Below are 23,659 nucleotides of genomic sequence, written 5' to 3'. Positions count from 1 at the left end.
TGCTCGCAGGCCGCCGGAAGGCGCGTCGAGCGGTTATCCGAGCACCTCGTCACAGGCGGTGCGCAGCCGCCGTACGCCCTCCGCGATCTCCCCGGTCCCGGCGACCGCCGCGAAGCTCAGCCGGATGTGCGCGGCCGGTGGTTCGGCGCTGAAGTAGGGACGGCCCGGTGCGAGGGCGACGCCGGCGCGCAGGGCCGCGGAGGTGAGGGCCGACTCGTCCGTGCCGTCGGGCAGCCGAGGCCACAGGTGGTAGCCGCCGGACGGGACACAGGGCAGGGCGAACTCGGGCAAGTGCAGGGCGAGGGCCCCGGTCATGGCGTCCCGGCGGGTCTTCAGCTCGGCCGAAACGGCCCGCAGGTGACGCGGCCAGGCGGGCGAGCCGACGAGTTCGAGGGCGGCCTCCTGGAGGGGGCGCGGCACGAAGAACGTGTCGACGACCTGGATGGCGCGCAGCCGCTCCAGGACCGGTCCGCGGGCGGCCAGGGCACTGACCCGGAAGCTCGGCGAGGTCGCCTTGGTGAGGGAGGAGACGTGGACGACGACGCCGTCCGGGTCGTCGGCGGCCAGGGGGCGCGGCAGCGGCCCCGCGTCCTCGTGCACCAGCCGCCGTACGAAGTCGTCCTCGACGACGAACGCGCCCGCCTCCCGGGCGGTGCGCAGCACCTCGGCGCGCCGCTCGGGTGCGAGCACCGCGCCGGTGGGGTTCTGGAAGAGCGGCTGGCAGACGAAGGCCGGGGCGCCGGTGGCGCGGAACGCGTCCGCGAGCAGCTCCGGCCGCACGCCGTCGGCGTCCACCGGGACGGGCACCGGGCGCAGACCCGCGGCGCGGGCGATGGCGAGCATGCCGGGGTAGGTCGGGGACTCGACCAGGACGGGCGCGCCGGGCGGGGCGAGGGCGCGCAGGGCGGTGGTGAGCGCGGACTGCCCGCCCGCGGTGATCAGCACCTCGGCGGCCGTGACCGAGCCGCCGATGCCCCGCGCGAACCATTCGCGCAGCTCCGGCAGCCCTTCCATGGGCGGCCGCCCCCAGGCACCGGGGCGCCGCCCGGCCCGCGACAGGGCGGCGGCCATCGCCCGCTCGGGCTGCAGGGACGGGTGCAGATAGCCGCCGTTGAACTCGATCACGCCGGGCGGCGGCGCGGCCAGTGACACCAGCACCCCGGAGGCGTCGACCGAGCGCGGCACGAGGTCGGCGGCGCCGTCCGCGCTGAGCGCGACCTCCTGCCAGGAGGTGTCACCCGCGGGTGCCGGTGCCGTCCGGGTCTGCGCGCGGAACGCCCCCGCGCCGGGCCGGGTGACCACGAGACCTTCGGCGACGAGCCGGGCCAGGGCCCGGGACACCGTCACCGGGCTCACCCGGAACCGCTCGACCAGGGCCCGACTCGACGGCAGCTTTCCTCCGGGTGAGTAGCGGTCGAGCTCCCGCCGCAGCTGTTCCGCCAGTTCACCCACACTGCTACGCTCTTGCATGAGAGCACAGAGTAGCGCTACTGCGTCACCTGCGATAGCAGTCGCCACCCCGGGTCCGGAGAGCCGTGGCTTCGGCACCCTCCAGGCGGCCCTCGGTGTCGTCGCCTTCTCGCTCACGTTCCCCGCCACGGCCTGGGGGCTGGAGGGCTTCGGTCCCTGGTCCCTTGTCGCCGTGCGGAGTGTGCTGGCCGCGGCGATCGCGGGCGCCGCCCTCCTGACGCTGCGGGTGCCGCTGCCCGTCCGCCGGCACCGGCCCGGCCTCGCCGTGGTCGGAGCCGGTGTCGTCCTCGGCTTCCCCTTGCTGACCACGCTGGCGCTGGAGACCTCCACCACCGCGCACGCCGCCGTCGTGGTCGGCCTGCTCCCCCTCACCACGGCGCTCTTCTCGGCGCTGCGCGTCGGCACCCGGCCCTCGCGCACGTTCTGGATCGCCGCCCTCGCGGGCGCGGCGGCGGTGCTGGCCTTCACCGTGCAGCAGAGCGGCGGCGCCCTGACCACCGCCGACCTCTACCTGTTCGCCGCGTTGCTGGTCTGCGCGGCCGGTTACACCGAGGGCGGCCGGCTGGCCCGGGTCATGCCGGGCTGGCAGGTGATCGGCTGGGCGCTGGTGCTGTGCCTGCCGCTGACCGTGCCGGTCGCCGCGTTCGCCCTGGCACAGGAGCCCGTACGGCTGACCGCGCACAGCGTCACCGGCCTGCTCTGGGTCGCGGCGGGCTCGCAGTTCGTCGGGCTGGTCGTCTGGTACCGCGGCATGGCGGCCATCGGCATCCCCAAGGCGAGCCAGTTGCAGCTCGCCCAGCCGCTGCTCACACTGGTGTGGTCGGTGCTGCTGCTGGGCGAGCACCTCACGGTCGCCGCCCCGTTGACGGCCGCGGCGGTGCTGGTCTGCATCGCCGTCACACAGCGATCACGCGGCTGAGCGGGAGCCCGCGGGGCCCCTGCCGGCAGGCGCCCCGCGCCGTAGACTCGGAGGCCACGGACCGCTGCTCCACACTTCGTGAGGAGGCTCCAGATGCGCGCAACCGTGGGCGACCAGCTTGTCCAGCACGGCAGGGTGGTCGGTCAGCACGACAAGGTCGGCGAGATCGTCGAAGTGCTCGGCCAGGAGGGCAACCCCCCGTACCGCGTCCGGTTCGAGGACGGGCACGAAGGCGTCTGCTCCCCGGGTCCCGACACGGAGATCCGGCACAGGGAGACCACCACCGGGCCATGACTCCGGCGCGGGAGCGGCGGCGGCCGCTCCTGACCGTCGGCCGCTCCTGACCGTCGGCCGCTTCGTGCGGGACGGCACCCGCTGCCCGTCGGACCCGCACGGCGCGCGGCTCAGAGTGGTGGTGCCACCGGCCGGCCGTAGTGATCGGTGACGACCCGCGCCATCGCCCCGATCCGGTCGGCCGCCACGTCCTTGGCCGCGAAGTAGACGTGTCCGCGCACCTGCGGGTATTCCTTGGCCAGCGTCAGATGCCGGGACAGTTCGCCCGTCTGCTGCCACGCCGCGGGCTGCGCCGGGTCGCCGGCCTTGTACAGCGCCTCCCCCACGTAGAGCTGTGCCGGGCTGTCGTTCGCGACCTCCGCCCACCAGCGCACCAGCTCGGCGTAGTCGGCCGCGGCGAAGCCGATGTTCCAGTACAGCTGCGGGACGACGTAGTCGATCCAGCCCTCGCGCACCCACTTCCGGGTGTCCGCGTGCAGGTCGTCGTAGGTCTGCACACCGGCCCGGGTGTCCGAACCGGCCGGGTCCGTCGAGGCGTTGCGCCACACACCGAACGGGCTGATGCCGAAACGGGTGCCCGGCCGGACCTCCCGCACCCGGTCCGCCATCTCACGCACCAGCCGGTCGATGTTGTCCCGCCGCCAGGCGGCCCGGTCCGGGAAGCCGCCGCCGTACTCCGCGTAGGCGTCGTCGTCGCCGAAGGTCTGCCCGGCCACGGGGTACGGGTAGAAGTAGTCGTCGAAGTGGACGCCGTCCACGGGGTACTTCGCCACCGCGTCGAGCATCGCGTACTCGACGAAGGCACGGACCTCGGGCAGCCCGGGGTTGTAGAAGAGCTTCCCGCCGTACGTCACCACCCAGTCCGGGAAGCGGCGCGCGGGGTGGGAGGCGGCGAGCCGGGACGGGTCGGCGTGGACGGCGATCCGGTACGGGTTGAACCACGCGTGCAGCTGGAGCCCCCGGGCGTGCGCCTCCGCGACGGCCGTGCCCAGCGGGTCCCAGCCGGGGTCCTTGCCCTGGGTGCCGGTGAGGTACTGCGACCACGGCTCGAACGGGGAGGGCCACAGCGCGTCCGCCGTCGGCCGGACCTGGAAGAACACGGTGTTGAGCCGGTTGCGGACCGCCGCGTCGAGGTGGGTCAGCAGTTCGGCCCGCTGCTGCGACGCGGACAGTCCGGCCTTGGACGGCCAGTCACGGTTGGCCACGGACGCGATCCAGACACCCCGCATCTCGGGATCCGGCGCACCTCCCCCGCGTCCGGACGCGGCCGACGCCCGGGGCATCGCCGTGAAAGCCGACAGCGCCGCGACCGCGAACGCCCTGCGTGACACTCGTCCCATCCGGATGCCCCAAAATGCCATGGATCCGCCCCGTCGCGGATCACTCCGGGGCCAGCATGCCCGAAGCAGGCCCGCCCCCCGCGATCGATCATCGATACTTCGGAGTAACGTGCACGAACGGAGCAGGCGCCGGGACCCGGCCGGTCTGCCCGGACGTAGATCAGCAGCGAAAGGGACGATGTGACGGACATCCCAGCGGGAGACATTGCACGCGTCGGAGTCGTGGGCTGCGGTCAGATGGGCGCGGGGATCGCCGAGGTGTGCGCCCGGGCCGGCCTGGACGTCATGGTCGCCGAGACCACCGGCGAGGCCCTGGAGATCGGCCGCACCCGGCTGTTCACCTCCCTGGCCAAGGCAGCTGAGCGCGGCAAGATCACCGAGGAGGAGCAGGAGGCCACGCTGGCCCGCCTGAGCTTCACCACGGACCTCGGCGAGTTCGCCGACCGTGACCTGGTGATCGAGGCCGTGGTCGAGAACGAGCAGGTCAAGACCGAGATCTTCCAGGTGCTCGACCAGGTCGTGACCCGGCCGGACGCCATCCTGGCCTCCAACACCTCCTCCATCCCGCTGGTGAAGCTGGCGGTGGCGACGTCGCGGCCCGACCAGGTCATCGGCATCCACTTCTTCAACCCGGCCCCGGTGCAGAAGCTCGTCGAGCTGATCCCGGCGCTGACCACCTCCGAGGGCACGATCAGCCGCGCCCAGATGTTCACCGAGAAGCTGCTCGGCAAGCACGCGATCCGTGCCCAGGACCGCTCCGGCTTCGTGGTCAACGCGCTGCTGATCCCGTACCTGCTCTCCGCGATCCGGATGTTCGAGACGGGCATCGCCAGCCGCGAGGACATCGACAACGGCATGGAGATGGGCTGCGCCCACCCGATGGGCCCCCTGAAACTGTCCGACCTGATCGGCCTGGACACGGTCGCCTCGGTCGCGCAGTCCATGTACGAGGAGTACAAGGAGCCCCTGTACGCCGCTCCCCCGCTGCTGCAGCGCATGGTCGACGCGGGCCGGCTGGGCCGCAAGACGGGCTCGGGCTTCTACACGTACGCCTGACCGTCCGGCTGTCCCAGCCATCTCAACGCCGCCGCTCCTCCGGCCACGGCCGGACACGGCGGCGTCCCCATTCCTGCGCCTGCTCGGTCATGCGCCGGCGCAGCCGGCCCATCCAGAAGGCGAGCGGTGTGATCACGAGCGCGATCAGCAGTGCCGTGTCCCACCCTTCCCCGGAGGAGAAGCGGACCGTCACGACCACCAGTGCGTAGAGCGCCGACGCGTACACCGCGTTCTTCTGACACGTCGTCATGATGTCCCGGGTACCCCCCGCGGCCGGTTACGGACGGTCAGATTTCAGCCAAGCGGCGGGCCCGGCACCGGAGCGGGTGCCGGGCCCGCGGCATTCACACACCGTGTGCGCGCCGGGCTCGCATATGCCCTACGCACACTCTCCCCAGGCACCCACCAGGCGAGTTGACTCCACAGCGCATGCAAGGGATGTGAAACGACTACGGAAAGGAGCGGACTTGTGACCGCCGATCCCGAGCATCCCGTCGTCCATGGAGAACTCGCAGAGTTACGACGCCGCCTCGATGTGGCCTACGCCCGCGTCGAGGGCGGACTGGCTCTGCTCAGCCACCGCACCGAGGAGACCGCCAAGGAACTCGACGAGCTCAACACCCGGATCAACTCACTGGAACACGCGCGCTGGCCGCTGCCCGCGGTCGCCGCCCTCACCGCCGTGGGTGCCCTCGTCATGACGATCTGGCAGGCACTGGGGCGTTAGGGCAACACGTCCTGACCGAGCCTGAGATGGTGCAGCAGGAGTAACGCGGCCGCCATGTTGGCGGCCGGGACCTCGCCGCGGGCGACCATGTCGGGGACGAGCTTGAGGGGCACCCATTCCCGGCGGTCCGACTCGAAGTCGTCCACGGGGTGCCCGACGTACTCGCCCTCGTCGGCCCAGTACACGTGGTGCCGGGCGTCGGTGAGCCCGTTGGACGGCTCCACGCTCATGAGGTGGCGCAGGGGTCCCGGCCGCCAGCCGGTCTCCTCCTCCAGTTCCCTGGCGGCCGCGCGGGCGATGTCCTCGCCGTCCTCGACCACGCCGGCCGCGAGTTCCCACCCCCAGCTGTCGGTGATGAAGCGGTGCCGCCAGAGCAGCAGCACCTCGTTGGCCTCATTCACGACCGTGGCCACCGCAACGGGCCGCAGCCGGATGAGGAAGTGGTCCAGGTGCCTGCCGTCGGGCAGTGCGACATCCGCGAGATTGACGCTGAACCAGCGGTTTGAGTACACAGTCTGTTCGTTGCGTTTCGTCCACTGCACGGTTCTGCCACCTTCCGTCGAGTAAGTGGCAATATCGCAGCAGGGACGGACCGACAGCAGGCGCACGGGAAGCGCCTCGGAGCGACACGGGCACCACCGCCCGGATCTACAACGGTACGCGCAGTGCCCCGTCGATGAGTTCGGCGGCCTCCGCCGTGCCCGCGCAGCGGCTGCGCACCAGGTGCTCCCGCACCGCACGCAGCCGGTCGCGCAGCCGCTGGGACTCCATGCCCCGGGCCTGCTCGGCCATCTGCACGGCGATCGCCACCGCCTTGTCGGCGTTGCCCTGCCGCAGCTCGATGGTGCTGAGCATCGCCAGCCGGTGCACCCGGCCGCGGTCGTGCGCCGGGTTGTCGACGGCGGCCGCCGCGTGCTCCCCTGCCGCCGCGATCTCCCCGAGGCTCAGCAGCGCCTCCGCCACCTGCACGTTGACGAGCCCGGGCTGGACATACCCGGTCTCGTCGGGCTCGTAGCCGCGCCGGATGCGCTCGGCGGACTGCTCGGCCCGCCGGATGCAGGACAGGGCGCTGGTGCCGTCGCCGAGATGCGCGTACGCCTTGGCCTGCATCGCGTACAGGTCGGAGGCGAGCGCAGGGGTGATGTGCTTGCCGGCGGCCCGCAGGGCGGCCTCCGCGAAGGCGACGGACTGCCGGTACTCCCGCATGAACAGCGACTGGTTGACGAGCAGTGCGATCACATACGCCCCGAGCCCCCGGTCACCGCTGGCCTTGGCGAGCCGCAGCGCCTGGTGGAAATAGCGCTGGGCGAGCCCGTGGGCGTCGGAGTCGTAGGCGCAGATACCGGCGACCGCCACCAACCCGCCCGTGGCCCGGTGCAGCTGACGCCCCGTCTGGTCGGTGTAGCTGCCGCGCAGCAGCGGGGCGGCCTCGGCGTTGAGGAAGCCGACGATCCGGGCCCGGGTCGCGATGCCCCCGGCCTTGCGGTACATCTGCTCGTAGTGCGTCCGGGCGGCCCGCAGCATCTCCAGGTCGCCCGCGGTGACCCGGTGTCTGCCGCCCCGCGACACGTCCACGTCCTCGGGCGGGTTCTCCCATTCCCACACCGGCATCACGGCCGGGGTGCCGGTGAGCGCGGGCGCGCCCAGGATGTGCGGCCGCTGCTGCTGGTCGGATCGCCACAGGGCGGTGGCCCGTTCGACGAACCCGGACAGGGAGCCGGTGTGCGGGGCGGACGGCTCACCGGGTACGCCGAGGCCGATGTCGTCGAGGGTGACGTGCCGTTGCAGCCGGGCGGCGAGCACCTCGCAGATCAGGTCCGGCACCTGGCCGCGGGGGCGCTGCCCCTTCAACCACCGCGCGACGGCGGTGTGTTCGTACCTCAGGGACAGGCCACGGGCCCGCCCTGCCTGGTTGACGTGTGCGGCCAGCCCCGCGTGCGAGATCCCGGCTTCGTCCAGGATCGCGTCGAGCAGAGTGTTGGGCTGCATGTGGGCCCCCCGGTGGCTCGGTGCGGACAGATTAGTGGTTCCTCCTTCACACGGGGTGTGAACGGAGTGCTCGAATCCGCACGGTGTGCGCACTGTCGCTCACAGTCGCGGGCCGGTTGACTGAATTGCCTCGAAAGAGGCCGGCCGGGCCGCCGGCTCCCCCTCGTACAGTGCGGCGGCCCGCTCCCGCCGTCCGCCCGGCCGCCTGCCCGACACTCCGTGGCGGGGCGGACGGCTCCGCCGGCTGAGCCGGGCGAGTCGTCACCGTTGCGTCAAGGGAGAGTCGTCGGCCGCTGGCGCATGGTGGCCGTTCGCGCAGTTCCCCGCGCCCCTGAGGGACATGCGCCGGCCGTTGGTGAGGACCAGCAGGGCGATGTCGTCCGTCTGAGCCATGCCCCGGGTGTGGTGCCTGAGAGCGGTCGAGATGCCGCCGACGACACCCTGCGAGGAGAGCGTGCCCCGCGCCACCACACTCGTCAGCGCCGTCGCCAGCGGGAAGAACCGGCCACCGGCGTCCCGGGCGTCCTGCGCGCCGTCCGTGAAGAGGAACAGTGCGTCATCGGGTTCGAGGCGGCCGAGTCCCACCGTCGGCAGAACCGGCGGCAGCGGAAAGAGACCCAGCGGCGGATGCGGGTCGCCGGCGGCGAGTTGCTCCACCCGCGTGCCGCTCAGCCGGTACGGCCAGGGATGGCCGCAGTTGAGCGCGAGCATCTCGCCGTCGGGACGGATCTCCACGAGGAGCAGGGTCACGAACTCCTCGGCGGCGCCTGTGGGATGCTCCTGGCGCAGCTGCCGGTCCAGGGCGCGTTCCAGCCGGTGCAGCACCCCGCCGAGGTCCTGCTCGTCGTGCGCGGCCTCGCGGAAACAACCGAGTACGGCGGCGACGGTCCCGAACGCGCCGATGCCGTGCCCGCGTACGTCGCCCATCACGGCCCGTACACCGTGCTCGGTGGCGACGACCTCGTACAGATCGCCACCGACCGCCGCGCCCCGCTCCGCCGACAACTGGGCGGCGGCCACGTCCAGCCCGTCGATCCAGGAGGGCAATGGCCGCAGCAGTGCGCGCTGCGCGGCGCCGGCGATCCGGCGCGCCTGCCGCAGCTCCCGCATCAGCGAGTGCCGCACATGAAGGATCAGCGCGGTCCCGACGGCGAAGAACACGGCACTGGTGACGAGCCGCGCCTGGAGACCGGTCTCCTGGGCGAGCGGACAGACCAGCTTGTACGTGACGGCCGCCGCGCCCCACGCGGTGGGCAGACCGAGGCTGCGTACCCGACCCCTGACGCGGATCATGCCGATGGCCCCCCAATAGGCCCTGACACACAGAATCGGACCGGCCCGAAGGCCGGTCCGATTCTGTCGACAGCACGCCGGAAAAGGGGGAGATCACCCACCCTTACCACTCAAACGAGTGAGGTGACCCGCCCCGTTCCCCGGGGGTGCGGGGAGCTGCGCGACGAGCCACGACGAAGCCGCGGCCGACCACGAAGCGCGGGCCCCACGGCGCTAGCTCCGCAGCTCCGCGCCCACTCGCTCGCCCGCGAGGGCGACCGCCGCGTCCCGGGCCGCGGACGCCTCGTCCACGGTCAGAGTCCGGTCGGACGCACGGAAGCGCAGCGCGTAGGCGAGGGACTTGCGCCCCTCCCCCAGTTGCTCGGCGTTCTCGTACACGTCGAACAGCCGGATGGACTCCAGCAGCTCTCCGGCACCGTCCCGCAGCGCCGCCTCGACGTCAGCGGCCGGCACGAACGCGTCGACCACCAGCGCGACATCCTGCGTGGCGACGGGGAACGCGGAGATCCGGGGCGCCGTGGCCGTGGCGTCACCGGCGCTCTCCACCGCGTCCAGGTCGATCTCCATCGCGCAGGTGCGCGCGGGCAGCCCGAGGGCCTTCACGACGCGCGGGTGCAGCTCGCCCGCGTGCCCGACGACCCGCTCGGCACCGTCCACGGTGACCGCCAGCTCGGCGCACCGCCCGGGGTGCCACGGCCCGTACTGGCCCTTGCGGATGACGAGTTCGGCGCCGGCCTCGCGGGCGACGGACCGGGCGGCCTCGATCGCGTCGGCCCAGTCGGCCGGACGGCCCTTGCCCCACCAGCCGGCCTGCTCGCGGGCACCGGCGAGCACGACGGCGGCATGCCGCGGCTGCTCGGGGAGAGCCGCGTTCAGCTCGGCGAGCTCGTCGCCGGTCGGACGGCGGTCGACGGGGAGCACGGCGGCGATCCGCTGCTCCTCGCGCGGGCGGAAGACCAGACCGGTCTCGAACAGCGCGAGGTCGTGCGAGCCGCGGCCGTCGTTGCGCCGCAGCGCGGTGAGCAGGCCCGGCAGCAGCGAGGTGCGCAGCGCGGGCTCCTCGTCGCTGAGGGGGTTGCTGAGCTTGACGACGCGGCGGGCCGGGTCGTCCTTCTCCAGACCGAGCTGGTCGAAGACCTGCTCGCCGATGAACGGGTAGTTCAGCGCCTCGACGTACCCGGCACCGGCCAGGGCCCGGCCGACGCGCCGGTGCAGCCGCTGCCGGTCCGTCAGGCCGAGGCCGGCCGGCGGCTTGGGCAGCGTGGAGGGCAGGTTCTCGTAGCCCTCCAGCCGGATGACCTCTTCGGCCAGGTCGTTCGGGTCGGTGAGGTCGGGCCGCCACGAGGGGACGGTGACGACCAGCTCGTCCTGCCCGTACACGTCGCAGCCGATCTCCTGGAGACGGCGGACGACGGTCTCGCGGCCGTAGGCGACGCCCGCGACCTTGTCGGGGTGGTCGGCCGGGATGGTGATGGTGCGGGGCGCGGAGGGCGCGACGACCTCGGTGACACCGGCCTCGGCGGTGCCGCCCGCGAGCAGGACCAGCAGGTCCACGGTGCGCTGCGCGGCGGCAGCGGCGGCCTGCGGGTCGACGCCGCGCTCGAAGCGCCGGGACGCCTCGGAGGACAGCTTGTGGCGGCGGGCCGTGCGGGCGATCGACGTCGCGTCGAAGTGCGCCGCCTCGATGACGACGTCCGCGGTGGCGTTCTCGACGTCGCCGTGGTCGGCGATCTCCGTGTCGGCGCCGCCCATGACGCCGGCGAGGCCGATCGGGCCGCGATCGTCGGTGATCACCAGGTCCTCGGCGTCCAGCGTGCGCTCGACACCGTCGAGGGTGGTGAGCTTCTCGCCCGCCTCGGCCCGGCGTACGCCGATGGTGCCCTGGACCAGACCGCGGTCGTAGGCGTGCAGCGGCTGGCCGAGCTCCATCATCACGTAGTTCGTGACGTCGACGGCGAGCGAGATCGGGCGCATGCCGGCCTTCTGCAGGCGGCGCTGGAGCCAGATCGGGGAGCGCGCCTCGGCGCTCAGACCGGTCACCGTGCGGGCGGTGAAGCGGTCGCAGCCGGTGGGGTCGGAGATCTGCACCGCGTAGCCGTAGGCGTTCGGGGCGGGCACGTCGATCAGCGCCGGGTCGCGCAGCGGCAGGCCGTAGGCGATGGCGGTCTCGCGGGCCACGCCGCGCAGCGACAGGCAGTAGCCGCGGTCGGGCGTGACCGCGATGTCGAGGACCTCGTCGACCAGTTCCAGCAGTTCGACGGCGTCCTTGCCGATCTCGGTCTCCGGCGGCAGGACGATGATGCCCTTGGTGCCGTCGTCGCCCATGTTCAGCTCGTCGCTGGAGCAGATCATGCCGCGCGACATCCGGCCGTAGGTCTTGCGCTCGGCGATCTGGAAGTCGCCGGGCAGCACGGCGCCGGGCAGGGCCACGACGACCTTGTCGCCCACGGCGAAGTTGCGGGCGCCGCAGATGATCTCCTGCGGCTCGCCGGTGCCGTTGGCCTGGCCGACGTCGACGGTGCAGAAGCGGATCGGCTTCTTGAAGTCCGTCAGCTCCTCGATCGTCGCCACCTGGCCGACGACCAGGGGACCCTTGAGGTCGGCGCCGAGCTGCTCGACGGTCTCGACCTCCAGACCGGCCGAAATGAGCTTGGCCTGCACGTCACGACCGGTCTCCGTCTCCGGCAGGTCGACGTACTCCCGCAGCCAAGAAAGCGGGACCCGCATCAGATCTCCATCCCGAACGGCCGGGTGAACCGGACGTCACCCTCGACCATGTCTCGCATGTCTTCGACGTTGTGGCGGAACATCAGCATCCGCTCGATGCCGAACCCGAAGGCGAACCCGCTGTACTTCTCGGGGTCGACGCCGCAGGCGGTGAGCACCCGCGGGTTGACCATGCCGCAGCCGCCGAGCTCGATCCAGCCCTCGGAGGAGCAGGTGCGGCAGGGGCGGTCGGGGTTGCCGATGGACTCGCCCTTGCAGACGTAGCAGAGCATGTCCATCTCGGCGCTGGGCTCGGTGAAGGGGAAGTAGTTCGGCCGCAGCCGGGTCTTCATGTCCTCGCCGAACAGGGCCTGGACCATGTGGTCCAGGGTGCCCTTGAGGTCCGCCATCGTCAGGCCCTCGTCGACCGCCAGCAGCTCGATCTGGTGGAAGACGGGCGTGTGCGTGGCGTCGAGTTCGTCGGTGCGGAACACACGGCCGGGGCAGACGATGTAGACCGGCAGCTCACGGTCGAGCAGGGCGCGGGCCTGCACCGGGGAAGTGTGCGTGCGCAGCACGACGCCGGAGCCGGACTCGTCGGTGCCCTTGGGGCCCTGCACGAAGAAGGTGTCCTGCATCTGCCGGGCCGGGTGGTCGGGCAGGAAGTTCAGGGCGTCGAAGTTGAACCACTCCGCCTCGGCCTCGGGGCCCTCGGCGATCTCGTAGCCCATGGCCACGAAGACGTCCGCGACCCGCTCCATCATGGTGGTCAGCGGGTGCCGGGCACCGGACGGTACGCGGTCGTGGGGCAGCGTGACGTCCACTGCCTCCTCGACGAGCACGCGCGCGTCCCGCTCGGCCTCGAGCTCCGTCTGGCGGGCGGCGAGGGCCTTGTTCACGGCACCGCGGGCCTGGCCGACGCGCTTGCCGGCCTCGGCCTTGGCGTGCGGGGGCAGGGCGCCGATCTCGCGGTTGGCGAGGGCCAGCGGGGAGGCGGGGCCGGTCTGGGCGACCTTGGCCTCGTGGAGCGCTTCGAGGGAGTCCGCAGCGGCGAAGGCGGCGAGCGCCTCGTCCCGCATGCGCTCGATCTCTTCCGGTTTCAACGTCTCGACCTCGACAGGGTCGTACGACTTATTCGGTGCCGACATCTCTTCCCGTGCTTCCGATTGGCTGGCTGAAGGTCCCCGTCACCGACTAGGACGGCCGTCTGGTGGGACACAAAGGTGCCAATGGCCGAGTCTAACGGGGTGGAGGGCCCCTCCAGGACGCCCGGTCCGGGAGGGGGCCCTCAGGTGTGCGAATGCGCCCGCGGGGCTCAGGCGAGATAGGCCGGAGCGCTCACGGGCAACGTAAATCGGAACTCGGCGCCGGCGCCGGGGGCCCGGCCGACCGTGATGGTGCCGCCGTGGGCTTCGACGATGCCCTTGACGATGTAGAGCCCGAGGCCCGTCCCGCCGCGCTTGCTGCCCCGCCAGAAGCGGGTGAAGACGCGGTTCATGGACTCCTCCGGGATGCCGGGCCCCTCGTCGCTCACCGTGACCGACGTGGCTGCGTTCTCGGCGTACTCGCCCTCACGGAGGGACGCCGTGGCCGTGACGTCGATCGTGACAGTTCCCTCGCCGTGCCGCACGGCATTTTCCAGCAGGTTGCTGAGCACCTGGTCGATCTTGTCGGGGTCGGCCCACAGATCGGGCAGCGGCTGCTGGACGCGCAGCAGGAACCGGTCGGCGGGCTGCCCGGCGGCGACGTAGGCCTGGATGTGCCGTCCGACGGCGGCGCCGATGTCGACGGGCTGGCGGCGCACCTCCAGGCGGCCGGAGTCGATCCGGGAGATGTCGAGCAGCTCGGCGATGAGCCGGGTGACCCGGTCGGCGTCGGCGTCGACAGTCTCCAGCATCAGCCGCTTCTGGTCGTCGGTGAAGCGTTCCCACTTGGCGAGCAGGGTGGCGGTGAAGCCCTTGACGGACGTGAGCGGGGAGCGCAGTTCGTGGGCGACGGTGGCGATCAGCTCGGCGTGGCTGCGCTCGGTGCGGCGGCGGGCCTCGGTGTCGCGCAGGGTGACGACAAGGCGCCGGAGGGGTCCGGTGGGCCGGGTGCGGACGTAGCGCGCGCAGACCAGCACCTCGCGGCCGCCGGGCAGGAGCAGATTGCGCTCGGGCTGTCCGACGCGGATGGCGAGCCCGCCGTAGGGGTCGGTCAGCTGCCACCAGCGGCGGCCCTCGAGGTCCTCTAACGGCAGGGCCTTCTCCAGGCGCTGTCCGAGGGCGTCGCGGGCGCGGACGGCGGTGATGCGCTCGGCGGCCGCGTTGAAGCAGATGACGCGGCCCTGCTCGTCGGCGACGACGAGCCCGTCCGGCAGCTGGTCGGGGTCGATGCCGAGGCCGGCGTGGTCACCGGGCGGCCGGGACGCGGCGGGCGGGTACCCGGCGTCCTGGGCTCCCGGTGCGCTGCTCGTGCCGACGCTCATCCCCGTACCCCACCTCCAAGGCTCCGCAGAGGGGTCCTGAGCTGGTCACCCTACTAGTTCCCGGTGACGGAGCGGCACCCTCCGGAGGCGCGCTGTGCACGCGCCGACGCATAGAGACATACGGCGGCGGCGGTGGCGAGGTTCAGGCTCTCGGCCTTCCCGTGGATCGGGACGCGCACGACGGCGTCCGTGAGGGCGCGGGTCTCCTCCGGGAGCCCCCAGGCCTCGTTGCCGAAGACCCAGGCGGTGGGTCCGCCCATGGTGCCCTTGTCGAGTTCGTCGTCGAGGTCGCGGTCGCCGGCCCCGTCGGCGGCGAGGATCCGGACACCGGCGTCCCGCAGTGCGTCCACGGCCTGCTCCACGGGGACGCCGACGGCGACGGGCAGGTGGAACAGGGAGCCGACGGAGGCGCGGACGGCCTTGGGGTTGTACACGTCGACGGAGGCGTCGGTCAGCACGACGGCCTCGGCGCCCGCGGCGTCGGCGCAGCGCAGCACGGTCCCGGCGTTGCCGGGGTCGCGGACGTTGGCGAGCAGGGCGACGAGCCGGGGCCGGGCCGCGAGGATCTCCCGGAACGGGGTGTCCAGGAACCGGCAGACGCCGACGAGGCCCTGCGGGGTGACGGTGGTGGAGATGTCGGCGACGACCTGCTCGGCGGCGAGGTGCACGCGGGCTCCGGCGTCCCGGGCGGCCCCCACGATGTCGGCGTGGCGCTCTGCGGCGTCCCGCGTCGTGAACAGCTCCACGAGCGTGGCCCCGGCGTCGGTGCGGTGCCCCGCGGCCTCGCGCACGGCCTGCGGCCCCTCGGCCAGGAACAGCCGGTCCTTCCCCCGGAAGTTCCGCTTGGCCAGCCGCCGCGCGGCCAGGACGCGGGGTGAGCGGGGGGAGATGAGCTCGGGGGTGGCAGGGGGCATCCTGTTCGCTTTCTCGGTTGCTGCACAGCAGGACCCGCAGACCGTCCGGCCTGCGGGTCCTTCAGTCACATCGGCTTCGAGCCGGCGTCACGCAGCCTTCGGCGCGTTCACGTCGCTCGGCAGCGCCTTCTGGGCGACCTCGACGAGGGCGGCGAACGCACCGGCGTCGTTGACGGCCAGCTCGGCCAGGATCTTGCGGTCGACCTCGATGTTGGCGGCCTTCAGACCCTGGATGAAGCGGTTGTAGGTCATGCCGTTGGCGCGGGCAGCGGCGTTGATGCGCTGGATCCACAGCTGACGGAAGTCACCCTTGCGCTTCTTGCGGTCGTTGTAGTTGTAGACCAGCGAGTGGGTGACCTGCTCCTTGGCCTTGCGGTACAGGCGCGAGCGCTGACCGCGGTAGCCGGAGGCCTGCTCGAGGATCGCCCGGCGCTTCTTGTGGGCGTTGACTGCCCGCTTGACGCGTGCCACTTGTTAACTCCTTGTAGCGGGGTCGTGGGGGTGCTCACACGACCCGAAATCGATTGGGTCCCGGTCCTGCGTGCGTCCGGCGCTCACGCGCCGGAACGTCACTTGCCGAGAAGCTTCTTGATCTTCGCGGCGTCGCCCGGGGCCATCTCGGCGTTGCCGGTGAGGCGACGCGTCACACGGGACGACTTGTGCTCGAGCAGGTGGCGCTTGCCGGCGCGCTCGCGCAGCACCTTGCCGGAGCCGGTGATCTTGAAGCGCTTGCTGGCACCGCTGTGCGACTTGTTCTTCGGCATAGCGCCGTTCTCTCCTCGTCGGTGGCGCTCCGGTGCCCGGTCGCGAAACCGGGCACGGTGGAGCGTCGTCTTGTTTCGGTTGCTTCCTGGGACTCGCGTCCCGGGGGTCACGCCTCGGCGGGCTCCTCGGCCGGCGCCTCGGCGTCCGCGGCGTTCTGCGACTTGCCGGGGTTGGCCTTCGCTTCCGCCTTGCGGGCTTCCTGCGCCTGGCGAGCCTCGGCCATCGCCTCGGTCTTCTTCTTGTGCGGACCGAGAACCATGATCATGTTCCGGCCGTCCTGCTTCGGGTTCGACTCGACGAATCCGAGGTCCTGGACGTCCTCCGCGAGACGCTGCAGCAGTCGGTAGCCCAGCTCGGGACGGGACTGCTCGCGACCACGGAACATGATCGTGATCTTGACCTTGTCGCCCTGCTTGAGGAACCGGACGACGTGACCCTTCTTGGTGTCATAGTCGTGCGGGTCGATCTTCGGCCGGAGCTTCATCTCCTTGATGACCGTGTGCGCCTGGTTCTTGCGCGCCTCACGGGCCTTCATGGCCGACTCGTACTTGAACTTCCCGTAGTCCATGAGCTTGCACACGGGCGGACGGGCGTTCGCCGCGACCTCGACCAGGTCCAGGTCGTACTCCTGCGCAAGCTCCAGTGCCTTGGCCAGGGGGACGATGCCCACCTGCTCGCCACTGGGACCGACAAGTCGCACCTCGGGAACGCGAATCCGGTCGTTGATGCGGGGCTCGGCGCTGATGGATCCTCCTCGGTAGCACCACGCGACGGTCTGGCGGACGGCCGCGTAACGTCTTGTATCGATAGACCTAACCGCGCCGAAGCAACAAAAATGCCCCGGACGATCCCAGGCGGGGCTCCTCGAACTACCGGAGCACCGCCGCGGGACGCGGGGCACGCTTTCGGACGGATCGCCGCCGCTGGGACGGGACCGCCTGACCGGTGACCCGCCGCCCTGAGGGTGATCGGGTGGGAGTTCGAAAGCCTCCACTTGTGGGTCGGTCGCGTGGGCTGTGAGGCACACGTGTCCGACCGGTCGTTACACGAGATTACCAGCAGTGCCCGGGAACGGCCAATTGGGACGGGCCGGGGTCACGTGGGGTCCGGCCGCTCCCTGCGCCTATCGTGTGGGGCATGAGTGAGACCCCTCCTGAGTCCCCCGACTTCGACGCCATGGCCCGTGACATCGCCGAGGTCCCGGCGGTCGAGGTGATCGTGACGGTCGCCGTCAACCTGATGAGCGCCGCCGCCGTGAAGCTCGGCCTGACCGAGGAGGGCGAGAAGCACAAGGACCTGGACGAGGCCCGCAAGCTGGTGCACGCCCTGGCCGGTCTGCTGGACGCCACCGCGACCGAGATCAGCTCCTTCCACGCGGCTCCCCTGCGCGACGGCCTGAAGTCGCTGCAGCTGGCGTTCCGTGAGGCCTCGCTCGTCCCGGACGAGCCGGGCCAGGGACCGGGCGAGAAGTACACCGGCCCGGTCTACGGCTAGTCGGTGGCCTGACCCGCGCCTCAGCGCACGAACAGGGGCTCGCCCGGTGGCGTCGCCTCGGCCGGCAGGAGTGCCAGGTCGAGGCCGCGCACCAGGCGGGCCCTCAGTGTTTCGTCGGCGGCGAGCCGCCGGGCGACCGCGCGGGCGGCTTCGGCCGGGGCCGCGGACGGGTCCAGGACCAGGGCCAAGGTGCCGTCGGCCTGTCCGGGGCCGAGGTGGGCGCGCAGCACGGCCGGCTCGGCGGCGACGGCTTCCCGTACGGCCTCGACGACGGCCGGGTCGGCGAGCGGGTCGGTGCTCGCGCGGCCCTCGGCGAGGGCGAGCAGGGCGGGGCCGGTCAGCTCGAAGGGCACCGGCCCGGCCAGGTCGAGCACGATCGTGTCGGCCTTCTCGTGCGCGGCCGCCTGGAGGGCCTGGTGCAGCGGTACGGCGACGGGGCGGGCCTGCGGATCCCAGCGGGCGAGGGAGTCCGTGGAGGTGAAGGCGGGCAGGGCGGTGCGGTCGCCGGCCTTGAGGGTGGGCACGGCCATGTCGCTGGTCTTCTCCCGGCGCAGCCCGTTCTCGTCCTCCTCGACCTCGCCGAGCACCGCCACGACGGGCACGAGCAGCCGGGCGTCCTTGAGGGCGGCGAGGACCCGGCCCAACGCGCCCCGGTCCTCCGACCAGGCGGCGAGAGCCGCGCTCAGCCGGGGGTCGGCGGAGCCGTCGTCGTCGGAGAAGCCGGAGTCCGGGATGTTCTTGTTCGCCACGGTCGTCGAGCCTATCGGGAGCCGGACGCGGCCCTCGCCCGCCCCCGGGCGCCCTCGCGGGTACGGCGGCGGGGCACGCGATGAGGTGAGGGGGCCGGTGCCGTGGCGCTAGAAGCCGGTGTGGTCCTCGCGCCGTCCCCGCCAGACGACCACCGCCGCGACCAGCAGGACGCAGCCGGTACCGCCCGCGAGCCAGGCGGCCCAGCCGGACGGGCCGTCGTCCGGCCCCGGCCCGTCGGGGCCCGGGCCGAAGTACTCCGCCCCGTACGCCGCCGGCTTCAGCTCCTTCGGCTCGATACGGGCGGCCTGCCGGATGGCGGCCGCCGGGTCGATGAAGCCGTAGCCCCGGGAGTCGTCCCGGCCGCCGGTGGGGGCGTTGCGGGCGGTGTCCTCCAGGAGGGACTTGATCTGGGCCGGTTGCAGGCGGGGGTGGGCCGCCTTGACCAGGGCCACGGCGCCGGAGACGAAGGCGGCGGCGGCGCTGGTGCCCCAGCCCTCGTAGTACTTGTGGTCGGGGTCGGCGATGACGACGTCGACGCCCGGCGCGCTGACGGTGGCGTACCAGCGGCGGGTGGAGAAGGAGGCACGGGTTCCGGCGCGGTCGACGGCCGTGGCGGCGATGACGCCCGGGTAGGCGGCCGGGTAGGAGATGTGGTCCCCCTTCTCGCCGCCGTTGCCCGCGGAGGCGACGACGGCCACGCCCTTGTCCAGGGCGTACTGGATGGCCTGGTCCTCGGTGGGTTCGGGGTGGGCGGAGGCGGAGTCGTCGCCGAGGGAGAGGTTGATGACGTCGGCGCCGTGGTCGGCGGCCCATCGGATGCCCTCGGCGAGGGCGTTGCCGCGGGTGCTGCGGGCCTTGGCCCGGGAGGGGTCGCCGTCCTCCAGGATCACGCGGACGGGGAGGATCTTCGCCTCGGGAGCGATGCCGATGACGCCGTCGGCGTCACCCGGGCCGTGCCCGTGGCCGGCGATGATCCCGGCCATGGCGGTGCCGTGGCGGGCCCAGGCGCGGTCCCCGGGCTCGGCGCCGAAGCGGACCAGGTCCTTGCCGGGGAGGACGTTGCCGACGAGGTCGGGGTGGTCGGCCTCGACGCCGGTGTCCAGGACGGCGACGGTGATGCCGCGGCCCTTCGTGGTCTGCCAGGCCTCCTGGGTGTGCATGGCGTCCAGGGCCCACTGCTGGGCGCGGATGCCGTCGGCCCGGGCGGTGGCGGTGGGGAGGAGGACCAGACCGGCCGTGAGCAGGGCGCACAGGGCTTTGGCCGTCCGGGACCGGGTGCGCGGGTGTCCCCCGTCCGGGGTGGGCACGGCGGTCACGAGGGCTGCTCCGAGGCCGAGCGGACGTTTTTGCGGAAGTCGCGTTCGACGCGGTCGGCGAGGCCCTGTGCCTCGTTGCCGAGGCCGGCCTGGGCGGCGGCGGTGCCGGTGTCGGCCTCGACGGCGTCGCTGGCGGGCTGGGGGTCGTCGACGGTGCGGCCGTCGGCCCAGCCGGAGACGGCGTAGACGACGACGGGGGCCTCGGTGAGCACGGAGACGGTCCAGGACGCGCGCTGCCGGGCGCCGAAGTCCGCGGCCGGTGTGCCCTTCGCGGCGTACGGCAGGGGCATCAGGTCGTTGCGGCGGTCCAGGCGTTCCTTGCGGAAACGGTTCGCGAGGGCGGTCATGCCGGGGGCGTCGGCCGTGGTGAAGAGCAGGCCGACGGTGGTCACGTAGCTCTCGGTGGCGTCGGTGTAGGTGGCGCGCAGCAGGCGTTCGCAGCCGGCGGGCGCGAGGGCCTTGCGCAGCAGCGGGTCGAAGGCGTCCTTGCAGCCGGTGTCCGGGGCGACGGCGATCCGGGTCCAGGTGCGGTCCGCTCCGCCGGGGCCGGCGCCCCGGCCCTGCACGGTGGGCGGGAACAGCTGGTCGACCGGGACGCGGTGCCAGAGGCTTCCGGCGGCGGCGAAGGTGCCGGGCGAGCCCTCCGCGCCGGAGTCCCCGACGAGCCAGCTGCCGGTGGCCGCACCGGAGATGAGGCCGAGGCCGAGCACGAGGCAGACGGCGGCCGCGGCGGCCCGGGGTGCCGTGCGCCGTCCGAGCGGACGGGGCCGCGCGTCAGCGTCGTAGCCCTCGGGCTCCCCGAACGACACCAGGGGGCGCGTGGCGCTCCAGGACAGTGCGGGGTCGGGGGCGGGGGTGCGCGGTGGTGCGGGCCGCCGGTCGGGCGCCGGGGGTACGCGCAGGCCCCGCCCGGCGGTGGTGCCCGGGTCGGTGCCGGCCGGTACGGACGGCTCGTGGGCGGGGCGCGGCGGGGTGGTGGGGCGCGCGGAGCCGTGGGGCGCCGCCGTCGTCGTCCGCGCGGCGGGGCGGCCGGAGGGTGCCGCGGGCTCGTCCGGTGCCGGGTCTGCGGGGAGCAGTCCTGCTGTCGTCTCGGACGTGCGCTCGCCGGGGGTGCCGGTGCGGCGGGGCGTGGGGAGGCGGAACGGCCGGCCGGCCGACTCCGCGTGCGCCCCGGCCGACGCGTCCGGACGGCCGGGCGCGGAGAGACGGAACGGCCGGCCGGCCGCCTCCGGCGGGGCCCCCGCGGAGGACTCCGGTGCAGGGAGGTGACGCGGCCGCGGAGGGGCGGAATCCGATGCCGGGGAGGTGGAGGGCCTGCTCGGCTCGGGGCCGGTTCCGCCCGTGGAAGGCCTGCTCGGTTCGGGGCGGGTCGCGCCGACCGAACCGGACGGCGTGTGCGGGGCCGGGTGTGAGGCGCGGCCGGCGCTCGGCGGCGCGTCGGGGAAGCGGGTGGAGGCGCGGGGCGGGGGCGGTGCGGCGGACTCGGTGCGCCGGGGTGCGGCGTCACCGGGCTTCGTGGCGCCGAGGCTCGGGAACCGGGGGTGGCCGTTCGGCCTGCCGGAGGGTTTCTCGCCGTCCGTGCCCGCGGCCGTCCCGGCGGATGCGGCTTCCGGGGCCGTCGTGGTGCCGGAGGACGTGCCCGCCGTCTCGCGCCCGTCCTGCGCCGGGGCCTGGGGCGTGGCCGGGGGGTGCGACGGACGGGGCGGGGTGGCGGGGCGTGGGGGGAAAGAGGCGCGCTGCGCTTCCGTGCTCATGCACCCCCCGTTTCCGCGTCCCGGGCCGCTCGTCTCGCGCGGGCCGGTGTCGTCCTGCCCGAGGCCCGGCACACAGTCGTCCCGGGCACAGATACCCGTACGGACGGAGCGTCATCCCGGCTCGGATTCCCGGCCGGCGCATTCCGCCGTACGTGCGCGTCACTCTACGGCTTGTTCCTGGGCGAACGGGAACCAGTCCGCGACGGCGGGGCATCTGCCCGGAACGTCCCCCTACCCTGCGGTAATCGGGTCTGGCAGGCTGCGTTCATGACTGCGCGCGCCTCCGACCGGGCCCGTTACGACCGGGCCACCGCCCATCTCGACGCTCCTCTCGCGATCGTGGATCTCGAGGCCTTCGACGCCAACGCCGCCGACCTGGTGCGCCGTGCCGGGGGCAAGCCCGTCCGGGTCGCCAGCAAGTCCGTGCGCTGCCGGGCGCTGCTGGAACGCGTCCTGGCCCGGGACGGCTTCGCGGGGATCATGTCGTTCACGCTCGCCGAGTCGCTGTGGCTGGCCCGGTCGGGGTTCGACGACGTACTGCTCGCCTACCCGTCCGCCGACCGTGCCGGCTACGCCGAACTCGCGGGTGATCCCAAGCTCGCGGCCGCTGTGACGGTCATGGTGGACGACGTCGCCCAGCTGGATCTGATCGACGCCTCCCGGGGCGGTGGGCGTGAAGTGGTGCGGGTGTGCCTGGAGTTGGACACCTCGCTGAAGCTGCTAGGCGGGCGGGTGCGGGTCGGGGCCCGGCGCTCACCGCTGCACTCCCCCGCCGAGGTCGCCGACGTGGCACGGGCCGTTGCCCGGCGGCCCGGCTTCGAGGTCGTGGGGATCATGGCGTACGAGGGGCACGTCGCCGGGGTCGGTGACGCGGTGGCGGGACGGCCGCTGCGGTCCCGCGCCATCCGGTTGATGCAGGCCGCAGCCAAGCGTGAACTGGCCGAGCGTCGTGCGGAGGTGGTGCGCGCGGTACGGGCCGTCGTGCCGGGGCTGGAGTTCGTCAACGGCGGAGGCACCGGCTCGGTGCAGCACACGGCGGCCGAGGACGCGGTGACCGAGATCGCCGCCGGGTCGGGGCTGTACGTGCCACGTCTGTTCGACAACTACACGTCGTTCAGCGGCCGTCCGGCGGCCCTCTTCGCCCAGCCGGTGGTGCGGCGGCCGGGGGTGGGCGTGGTGACGGTCCTGGGCGGCGGGTATCCCGCCTCGGGTGCGGCCGGACCCGACCGGTCGCCCGTGCCGTATCTGCCCGAGGGGCTGCGCTACGACCCGCAGGAGGGCGCCGGCGAGGTGCAGACGCCGCTGCTGGGCTCGCCGGCGGACGATCTGCTGATCGGCGACAAGGTGTGGTTCCGGCACGCGAAGGCCGGTGAGCTGTGCGAGCGGTTCGACGCGCTGCACCTGGTGGAGGGCGACGCGGTGACGGCGACGGTGCCGACCTACCGCGGCGAGGGCCACACGTTCGTCTGAGGGCCGCGGGGCGCGTCAGTCCGTGGGGCCGATGCTGCTGCCCACGCCGCCGCCCGTGTCCGCGTCGCCGAACGGGCGGATGCCCTTGGTGATGCGGTCCATGTCGGCGAGCGGCGGCCCGTCCTCGCCCGCGTCGAAGACGTAACGGACGAGGACGGGTGACTCGGTGCCGACGCTGGAGGGGAAGACGAGCGACTGGACGTGGCCGCCGGGCCCCTTGGCGGTCGTGACGCGCCAGCGCACGAGGTACCCGGCGCGGCCCGCCACCGCGACCGGCCCGGACTTGACGACCTGGTGCGACGTGATGCCGCCGTAGAGCTCGCGGCCGAGGCTGTCGCGGTCGTAGGCCTCGTCGGCCGCCTCGGAGATGTCGGCCTTGGCGAGGACCTCGGGGGACTTCTCGTCGTTCTCGGTCACCGTGCGGGAGAAGACCATGCCGTGGCGGCACAGACCCACGCCGGCGGGGCAGTCGTAGGTGCCGTCGGTGGTCATGACGACGTCGTCCTGGGCGACGTGCTGCGGGCGGACCCAGCCGTCGAGCAGCGGGAACGTGATGCCGTTGAGCTGGTCCTCGACGACGGCGGGGTCGTCCGCCGACGGCTTCGGCGTGGACGCCGCGGGGGTCGGCTCCGGCGAGCCGGGCGTGGCCCCGGGGGCGGAGGCCGGGGCCGTCCTGGGCTCCGTGCCGCCGCCGTCGCCCCCGTTCAGGGCTAGGGCGCCGGTGACGATCGCCGCGACCAGGACGGTGGCTGCCGCGGTCACGGCGATCGCCTTCGTCCGGCCGGTACCGCCGCCCGGCTGCGGGGCGGCGGGGGCCCCGGGCGCGCTGCGGTGCTCGGTCCAGGCCGTGCCGTCCCACCAGCGCTGCCGGTGGGGGGCGTGCGGGTCGGGGTACCAGCCGGGCGGCGGCGTCATGCTCATCCCGGCACTGTAGG

23 protein-coding genes are annotated in these 23,659 nt (G+C 73.1%); 6 read left to right on the top strand and 17 right to left on the bottom strand.

Annotated features, from left to right (window positions below; genetic code table 11):
* Positions 1 to 33 precede the first annotated feature (33 nt).
* On the bottom strand, positions 34 to 1,470 hold the full coding sequence (locus ACIQU3_RS08250; protein ID WP_403923970.1) for a PLP-dependent aminotransferase family protein: 1,437 nt from the start codon (positions 1,468 to 1,470) through the stop codon (positions 34 to 36).
* Between ACIQU3_RS08250 and ACIQU3_RS08245 the strand changes: the two genes are divergently transcribed.
* Entirely contained in the window at positions 1,469 to 2,389 is a 921-nt protein-coding gene (locus ACIQU3_RS08245) for a DMT family transporter (RefSeq protein WP_403923968.1), read from the top strand. The two genes, ACIQU3_RS08250 and ACIQU3_RS08245, sit on opposite strands and share 2 nt — an antisense overlap.
* Positions 2,390 to 2,482: 93 nt before the next feature.
* Complete coding sequence (locus ACIQU3_RS08240) at positions 2,483 to 2,683, top strand: DUF1918 domain-containing protein (RefSeq protein WP_010045242.1); 201 nt, start codon at positions 2,483 to 2,485, stop codon at positions 2,681 to 2,683.
* A 110-nt stretch (positions 2,684 to 2,793) separates the two neighbouring features.
* Here ACIQU3_RS08240 and ACIQU3_RS08235 read toward each other — a convergent pair whose 3' ends face one another.
* The gene (locus tag ACIQU3_RS08235) at positions 2,794 to 4,023 is read right to left on the bottom strand and encodes a glycoside hydrolase family 10 protein (RefSeq protein WP_403923965.1); all 1,230 of its coding nucleotides are present in this window, start codon (positions 4,021 to 4,023) and stop codon (positions 2,794 to 2,796) included.
* Between the two features lie 180 nt (positions 4,024 to 4,203).
* On the opposite strand from ACIQU3_RS08235, the gene ACIQU3_RS08230 reads away from it, so the two are divergent.
* Positions 4,204 to 5,079: a 3-hydroxybutyryl-CoA dehydrogenase gene (locus ACIQU3_RS08230; RefSeq protein ID WP_381046263.1), complete on the top strand. Its 876-nt coding sequence runs from the start codon at positions 4,204 to 4,206 to the stop codon at positions 5,077 to 5,079.
* A gap of 22 nt (positions 5,080 to 5,101) precedes the next feature.
* Here ACIQU3_RS08230 and ACIQU3_RS08225 read toward each other — a convergent pair whose 3' ends face one another.
* Positions 5,102 to 5,329 carry a hypothetical protein gene (locus tag ACIQU3_RS08225; protein WP_403923962.1) on the bottom strand — a complete coding sequence of 76 codons (228 nt, stop codon included), beginning with the start codon at positions 5,327 to 5,329 and terminating at the stop codon, positions 5,102 to 5,104.
* 219 nt (positions 5,330 to 5,548) lie between these two features.
* On the opposite strand from ACIQU3_RS08225, the gene ACIQU3_RS08220 reads away from it, so the two are divergent.
* Positions 5,549 to 5,806, top strand: coding sequence for a hypothetical protein (locus ACIQU3_RS08220; RefSeq protein ID WP_351640432.1), 258 nt, complete (start codon positions 5,549 to 5,551; stop codon positions 5,804 to 5,806).
* Here ACIQU3_RS08220 and ACIQU3_RS08215 read toward each other — a convergent pair.
* The 10 genes from ACIQU3_RS08215 to infC form a co-directional block, all read right to left on the bottom strand.
* Positions 5,803 to 6,348: an NUDIX hydrolase gene (locus ACIQU3_RS08215; protein WP_403923959.1), complete on the bottom strand. Its 546-nt coding sequence runs from the start codon at positions 6,346 to 6,348 to the stop codon at positions 5,803 to 5,805. The genes ACIQU3_RS08220 and ACIQU3_RS08215 overlap by 4 nt on opposite strands.
* 106 nt (positions 6,349 to 6,454) lie before the next feature.
* Positions 6,455 to 7,795 carry a transcriptional regulator gene (locus tag ACIQU3_RS08210; RefSeq protein WP_403728697.1) on the bottom strand — a complete coding sequence of 447 codons (1,341 nt, stop codon included), beginning with the start codon at positions 7,793 to 7,795 and terminating at the stop codon, positions 6,455 to 6,457.
* Positions 7,796 to 8,056: 261 nt separating this feature from the next.
* On the bottom strand, positions 8,057 to 9,088 hold the full coding sequence (locus ACIQU3_RS08205; RefSeq protein WP_403923956.1) for a PP2C family protein-serine/threonine phosphatase: 1,032 nt from the start codon (positions 9,086 to 9,088) through the stop codon (positions 8,057 to 8,059).
* Between the two features lie 213 nt (positions 9,089 to 9,301).
* Positions 9,302 to 11,815 carry a phenylalanine--tRNA ligase subunit beta gene (pheT, locus tag ACIQU3_RS08200; RefSeq protein WP_403923954.1) on the bottom strand — a complete coding sequence of 838 codons (2,514 nt, stop codon included), beginning with the start codon at positions 11,813 to 11,815 and terminating at the stop codon, positions 9,302 to 9,304.
* Entirely contained in the window at positions 11,815 to 12,942 is a 1,128-nt protein-coding gene (gene pheS, locus ACIQU3_RS08195) for a phenylalanine--tRNA ligase subunit alpha (RefSeq protein ID WP_403728703.1), read from the bottom strand. The genes pheT and pheS overlap by 1 nt, the downstream gene beginning before the upstream one ends.
* A 167-nt stretch (positions 12,943 to 13,109) precedes the next feature.
* Complete coding sequence (locus ACIQU3_RS08190) at positions 13,110 to 14,261, bottom strand: ATP-binding protein (RefSeq protein ID WP_403728705.1); 1,152 nt, start codon at positions 14,259 to 14,261, stop codon at positions 13,110 to 13,112.
* A gap of 53 nt (positions 14,262 to 14,314) precedes the next feature.
* On the bottom strand, positions 14,315 to 15,175 hold the full coding sequence (locus ACIQU3_RS08185) for a TrmH family RNA methyltransferase (RefSeq protein WP_403728707.1): 861 nt from the start codon (positions 15,173 to 15,175) through the stop codon (positions 14,315 to 14,317).
* A gap of 87 nt (positions 15,176 to 15,262) precedes the next feature.
* A complete protein-coding gene (rplT, locus tag ACIQU3_RS08180; protein ID WP_010045263.1) occupies positions 15,263 to 15,646 on the bottom strand; it encodes a 50S ribosomal protein L20 in 384 nt (127 codons plus the stop codon).
* Between the two features lie 98 nt (positions 15,647 to 15,744).
* Positions 15,745 to 15,939, bottom strand: coding sequence for a 50S ribosomal protein L35 (gene rpmI, locus ACIQU3_RS08175; RefSeq protein ID WP_003977225.1), 195 nt, complete (start codon positions 15,937 to 15,939; stop codon positions 15,745 to 15,747).
* Between the two features lie 107 nt (positions 15,940 to 16,046).
* Positions 16,047 to 16,685 (bottom strand): translation initiation factor IF-3, encoded by a 639-nt coding sequence (gene infC, locus ACIQU3_RS08170; protein WP_232840736.1) that lies wholly within the window; start codon positions 16,683 to 16,685, stop codon positions 16,047 to 16,049.
* Positions 16,686 to 17,077: 392 nt separating this feature from the next.
* Here infC and ACIQU3_RS08165 point away from each other — a divergent pair, with 392 nt between their 5' ends.
* Positions 17,078 to 17,434 carry a DUF1844 domain-containing protein gene (locus ACIQU3_RS08165; RefSeq protein WP_062925865.1) on the top strand — a complete coding sequence of 119 codons (357 nt, stop codon included), beginning with the start codon at positions 17,078 to 17,080 and terminating at the stop codon, positions 17,432 to 17,434.
* A gap of 20 nt (positions 17,435 to 17,454) precedes the next feature.
* On the opposite strand, the gene ACIQU3_RS08160 is transcribed toward ACIQU3_RS08165, so the two are convergent.
* The 3 genes from ACIQU3_RS08160 to ACIQU3_RS08150 all read right to left on the bottom strand — a co-directional run bounded on the left by ACIQU3_RS08160 (position 17,455) and on the right by ACIQU3_RS08150 (position 21,254).
* Positions 17,455 to 18,183: an SseB family protein gene (locus ACIQU3_RS08160; protein WP_403728710.1), complete on the bottom strand. Its 729-nt coding sequence runs from the start codon at positions 18,181 to 18,183 to the stop codon at positions 17,455 to 17,457.
* A gap of 108 nt (positions 18,184 to 18,291) precedes the next feature.
* Positions 18,292 to 19,491 (bottom strand): type VII secretion-associated serine protease mycosin, encoded by a 1,200-nt coding sequence (gene mycP, locus ACIQU3_RS08155; protein WP_403729215.1) that lies wholly within the window; start codon positions 19,489 to 19,491, stop codon positions 18,292 to 18,294.
* A gap of 5 nt (positions 19,492 to 19,496) precedes the next feature.
* Complete coding sequence (locus ACIQU3_RS08150) at positions 19,497 to 21,254, bottom strand: hypothetical protein (RefSeq protein WP_403923951.1); 1,758 nt, start codon at positions 21,252 to 21,254, stop codon at positions 19,497 to 19,499.
* Positions 21,255 to 21,521: 267 nt separating this feature from the next.
* On the opposite strand from ACIQU3_RS08150, the gene ACIQU3_RS08145 reads away from it, so the two are divergent.
* On the top strand, positions 21,522 to 22,724 hold the full coding sequence (locus tag ACIQU3_RS08145; protein ID WP_403923948.1) for an amino acid deaminase/aldolase: 1,203 nt from the start codon (positions 21,522 to 21,524) through the stop codon (positions 22,722 to 22,724).
* 15 nt (positions 22,725 to 22,739) lie between these two features.
* Here ACIQU3_RS08145 and ACIQU3_RS08140 read toward each other — a convergent pair whose 3' ends face one another.
* Complete coding sequence (locus ACIQU3_RS08140; RefSeq protein ID WP_403924175.1) at positions 22,740 to 23,639, bottom strand: DUF2510 domain-containing protein; 900 nt, start codon at positions 23,637 to 23,639, stop codon at positions 22,740 to 22,742.
* Positions 23,640 to 23,659: the final 20 nt, after the last annotated feature.

It is taken from the genome of Streptomyces sp. NPDC101110 (assembly GCF_044759525.1).
GTDB lineage: Bacteria > Actinomycetota > Actinomycetes > Streptomycetales > Streptomycetaceae > Streptomyces.
This window is presented reverse-complemented; position numbering and strand designations above follow the sequence as displayed.

Coding starts and splice junctions, on each gene's coding strand:
- ACIQU3_RS08150 (WP_403923951.1), bottom strand. CDS start 21,254: ATGAGCACGGAAGCGCAGCGCGCCTCTTTCCCCCCACGCCCCGCCACC.
- ACIQU3_RS08245 (WP_403923968.1), top strand. CDS start 1,469: ATGAGAGCACAGAGTAGCGCTACTGCGTCACCTGCGATAGCAGTCGCC.
- ACIQU3_RS08185 (WP_403728707.1), bottom strand. CDS start 15,175: ATGCCCCCTGCCACCCCCGAGCTCATCTCCCCCCGCTCACCCCGCGTC.
- ACIQU3_RS08165 (WP_062925865.1), top strand. CDS start 17,078: ATGAGTGAGACCCCTCCTGAGTCCCCCGACTTCGACGCCATGGCCCGT.
- ACIQU3_RS08235 (WP_403923965.1), bottom strand. CDS start 4,023: ATGGGACGAGTGTCACGCAGGGCGTTCGCGGTCGCGGCGCTGTCGGCT.
- pheT (WP_403923954.1), bottom strand. CDS start 11,815: ATGCGGGTCCCGCTTTCTTGGCTGCGGGAGTACGTCGACCTGCCGGAG.
- ACIQU3_RS08250 (WP_403923970.1), bottom strand. CDS start 1,470: ATGCAAGAGCGTAGCAGTGTGGGTGAACTGGCGGAACAGCTGCGGCGG.
- ACIQU3_RS08210 (WP_403728697.1), bottom strand. CDS start 7,795: ATGCAGCCCAACACTCTGCTCGACGCGATCCTGGACGAAGCCGGGATC.
- pheS (WP_403728703.1), bottom strand. CDS start 12,942: ATGTCGGCACCGAATAAGTCGTACGACCCTGTCGAGGTCGAGACGTTG.
- ACIQU3_RS08140 (WP_403924175.1), bottom strand. CDS start 23,639: ATGACGCCGCCGCCCGGCTGGTACCCCGACCCGCACGCCCCCCACCGG.
- ACIQU3_RS08190 (WP_403728705.1), bottom strand. CDS start 14,261: ATGAGCGTCGGCACGAGCAGCGCACCGGGAGCCCAGGACGCCGGGTAC.
- ACIQU3_RS08205 (WP_403923956.1), bottom strand. CDS start 9,088: ATGATCCGCGTCAGGGGTCGGGTACGCAGCCTCGGTCTGCCCACCGCG.
- rpmI (WP_003977225.1), bottom strand. CDS start 15,939: ATGCCGAAGAACAAGTCGCACAGCGGTGCCAGCAAGCGCTTCAAGATC.
- ACIQU3_RS08240 (WP_010045242.1), top strand. CDS start 2,483: ATGCGCGCAACCGTGGGCGACCAGCTTGTCCAGCACGGCAGGGTGGTC.
- ACIQU3_RS08225 (WP_403923962.1), bottom strand. CDS start 5,329: ATGACGACGTGTCAGAAGAACGCGGTGTACGCGTCGGCGCTCTACGCA.
- ACIQU3_RS08145 (WP_403923948.1), top strand. CDS start 21,522: ATGACTGCGCGCGCCTCCGACCGGGCCCGTTACGACCGGGCCACCGCC.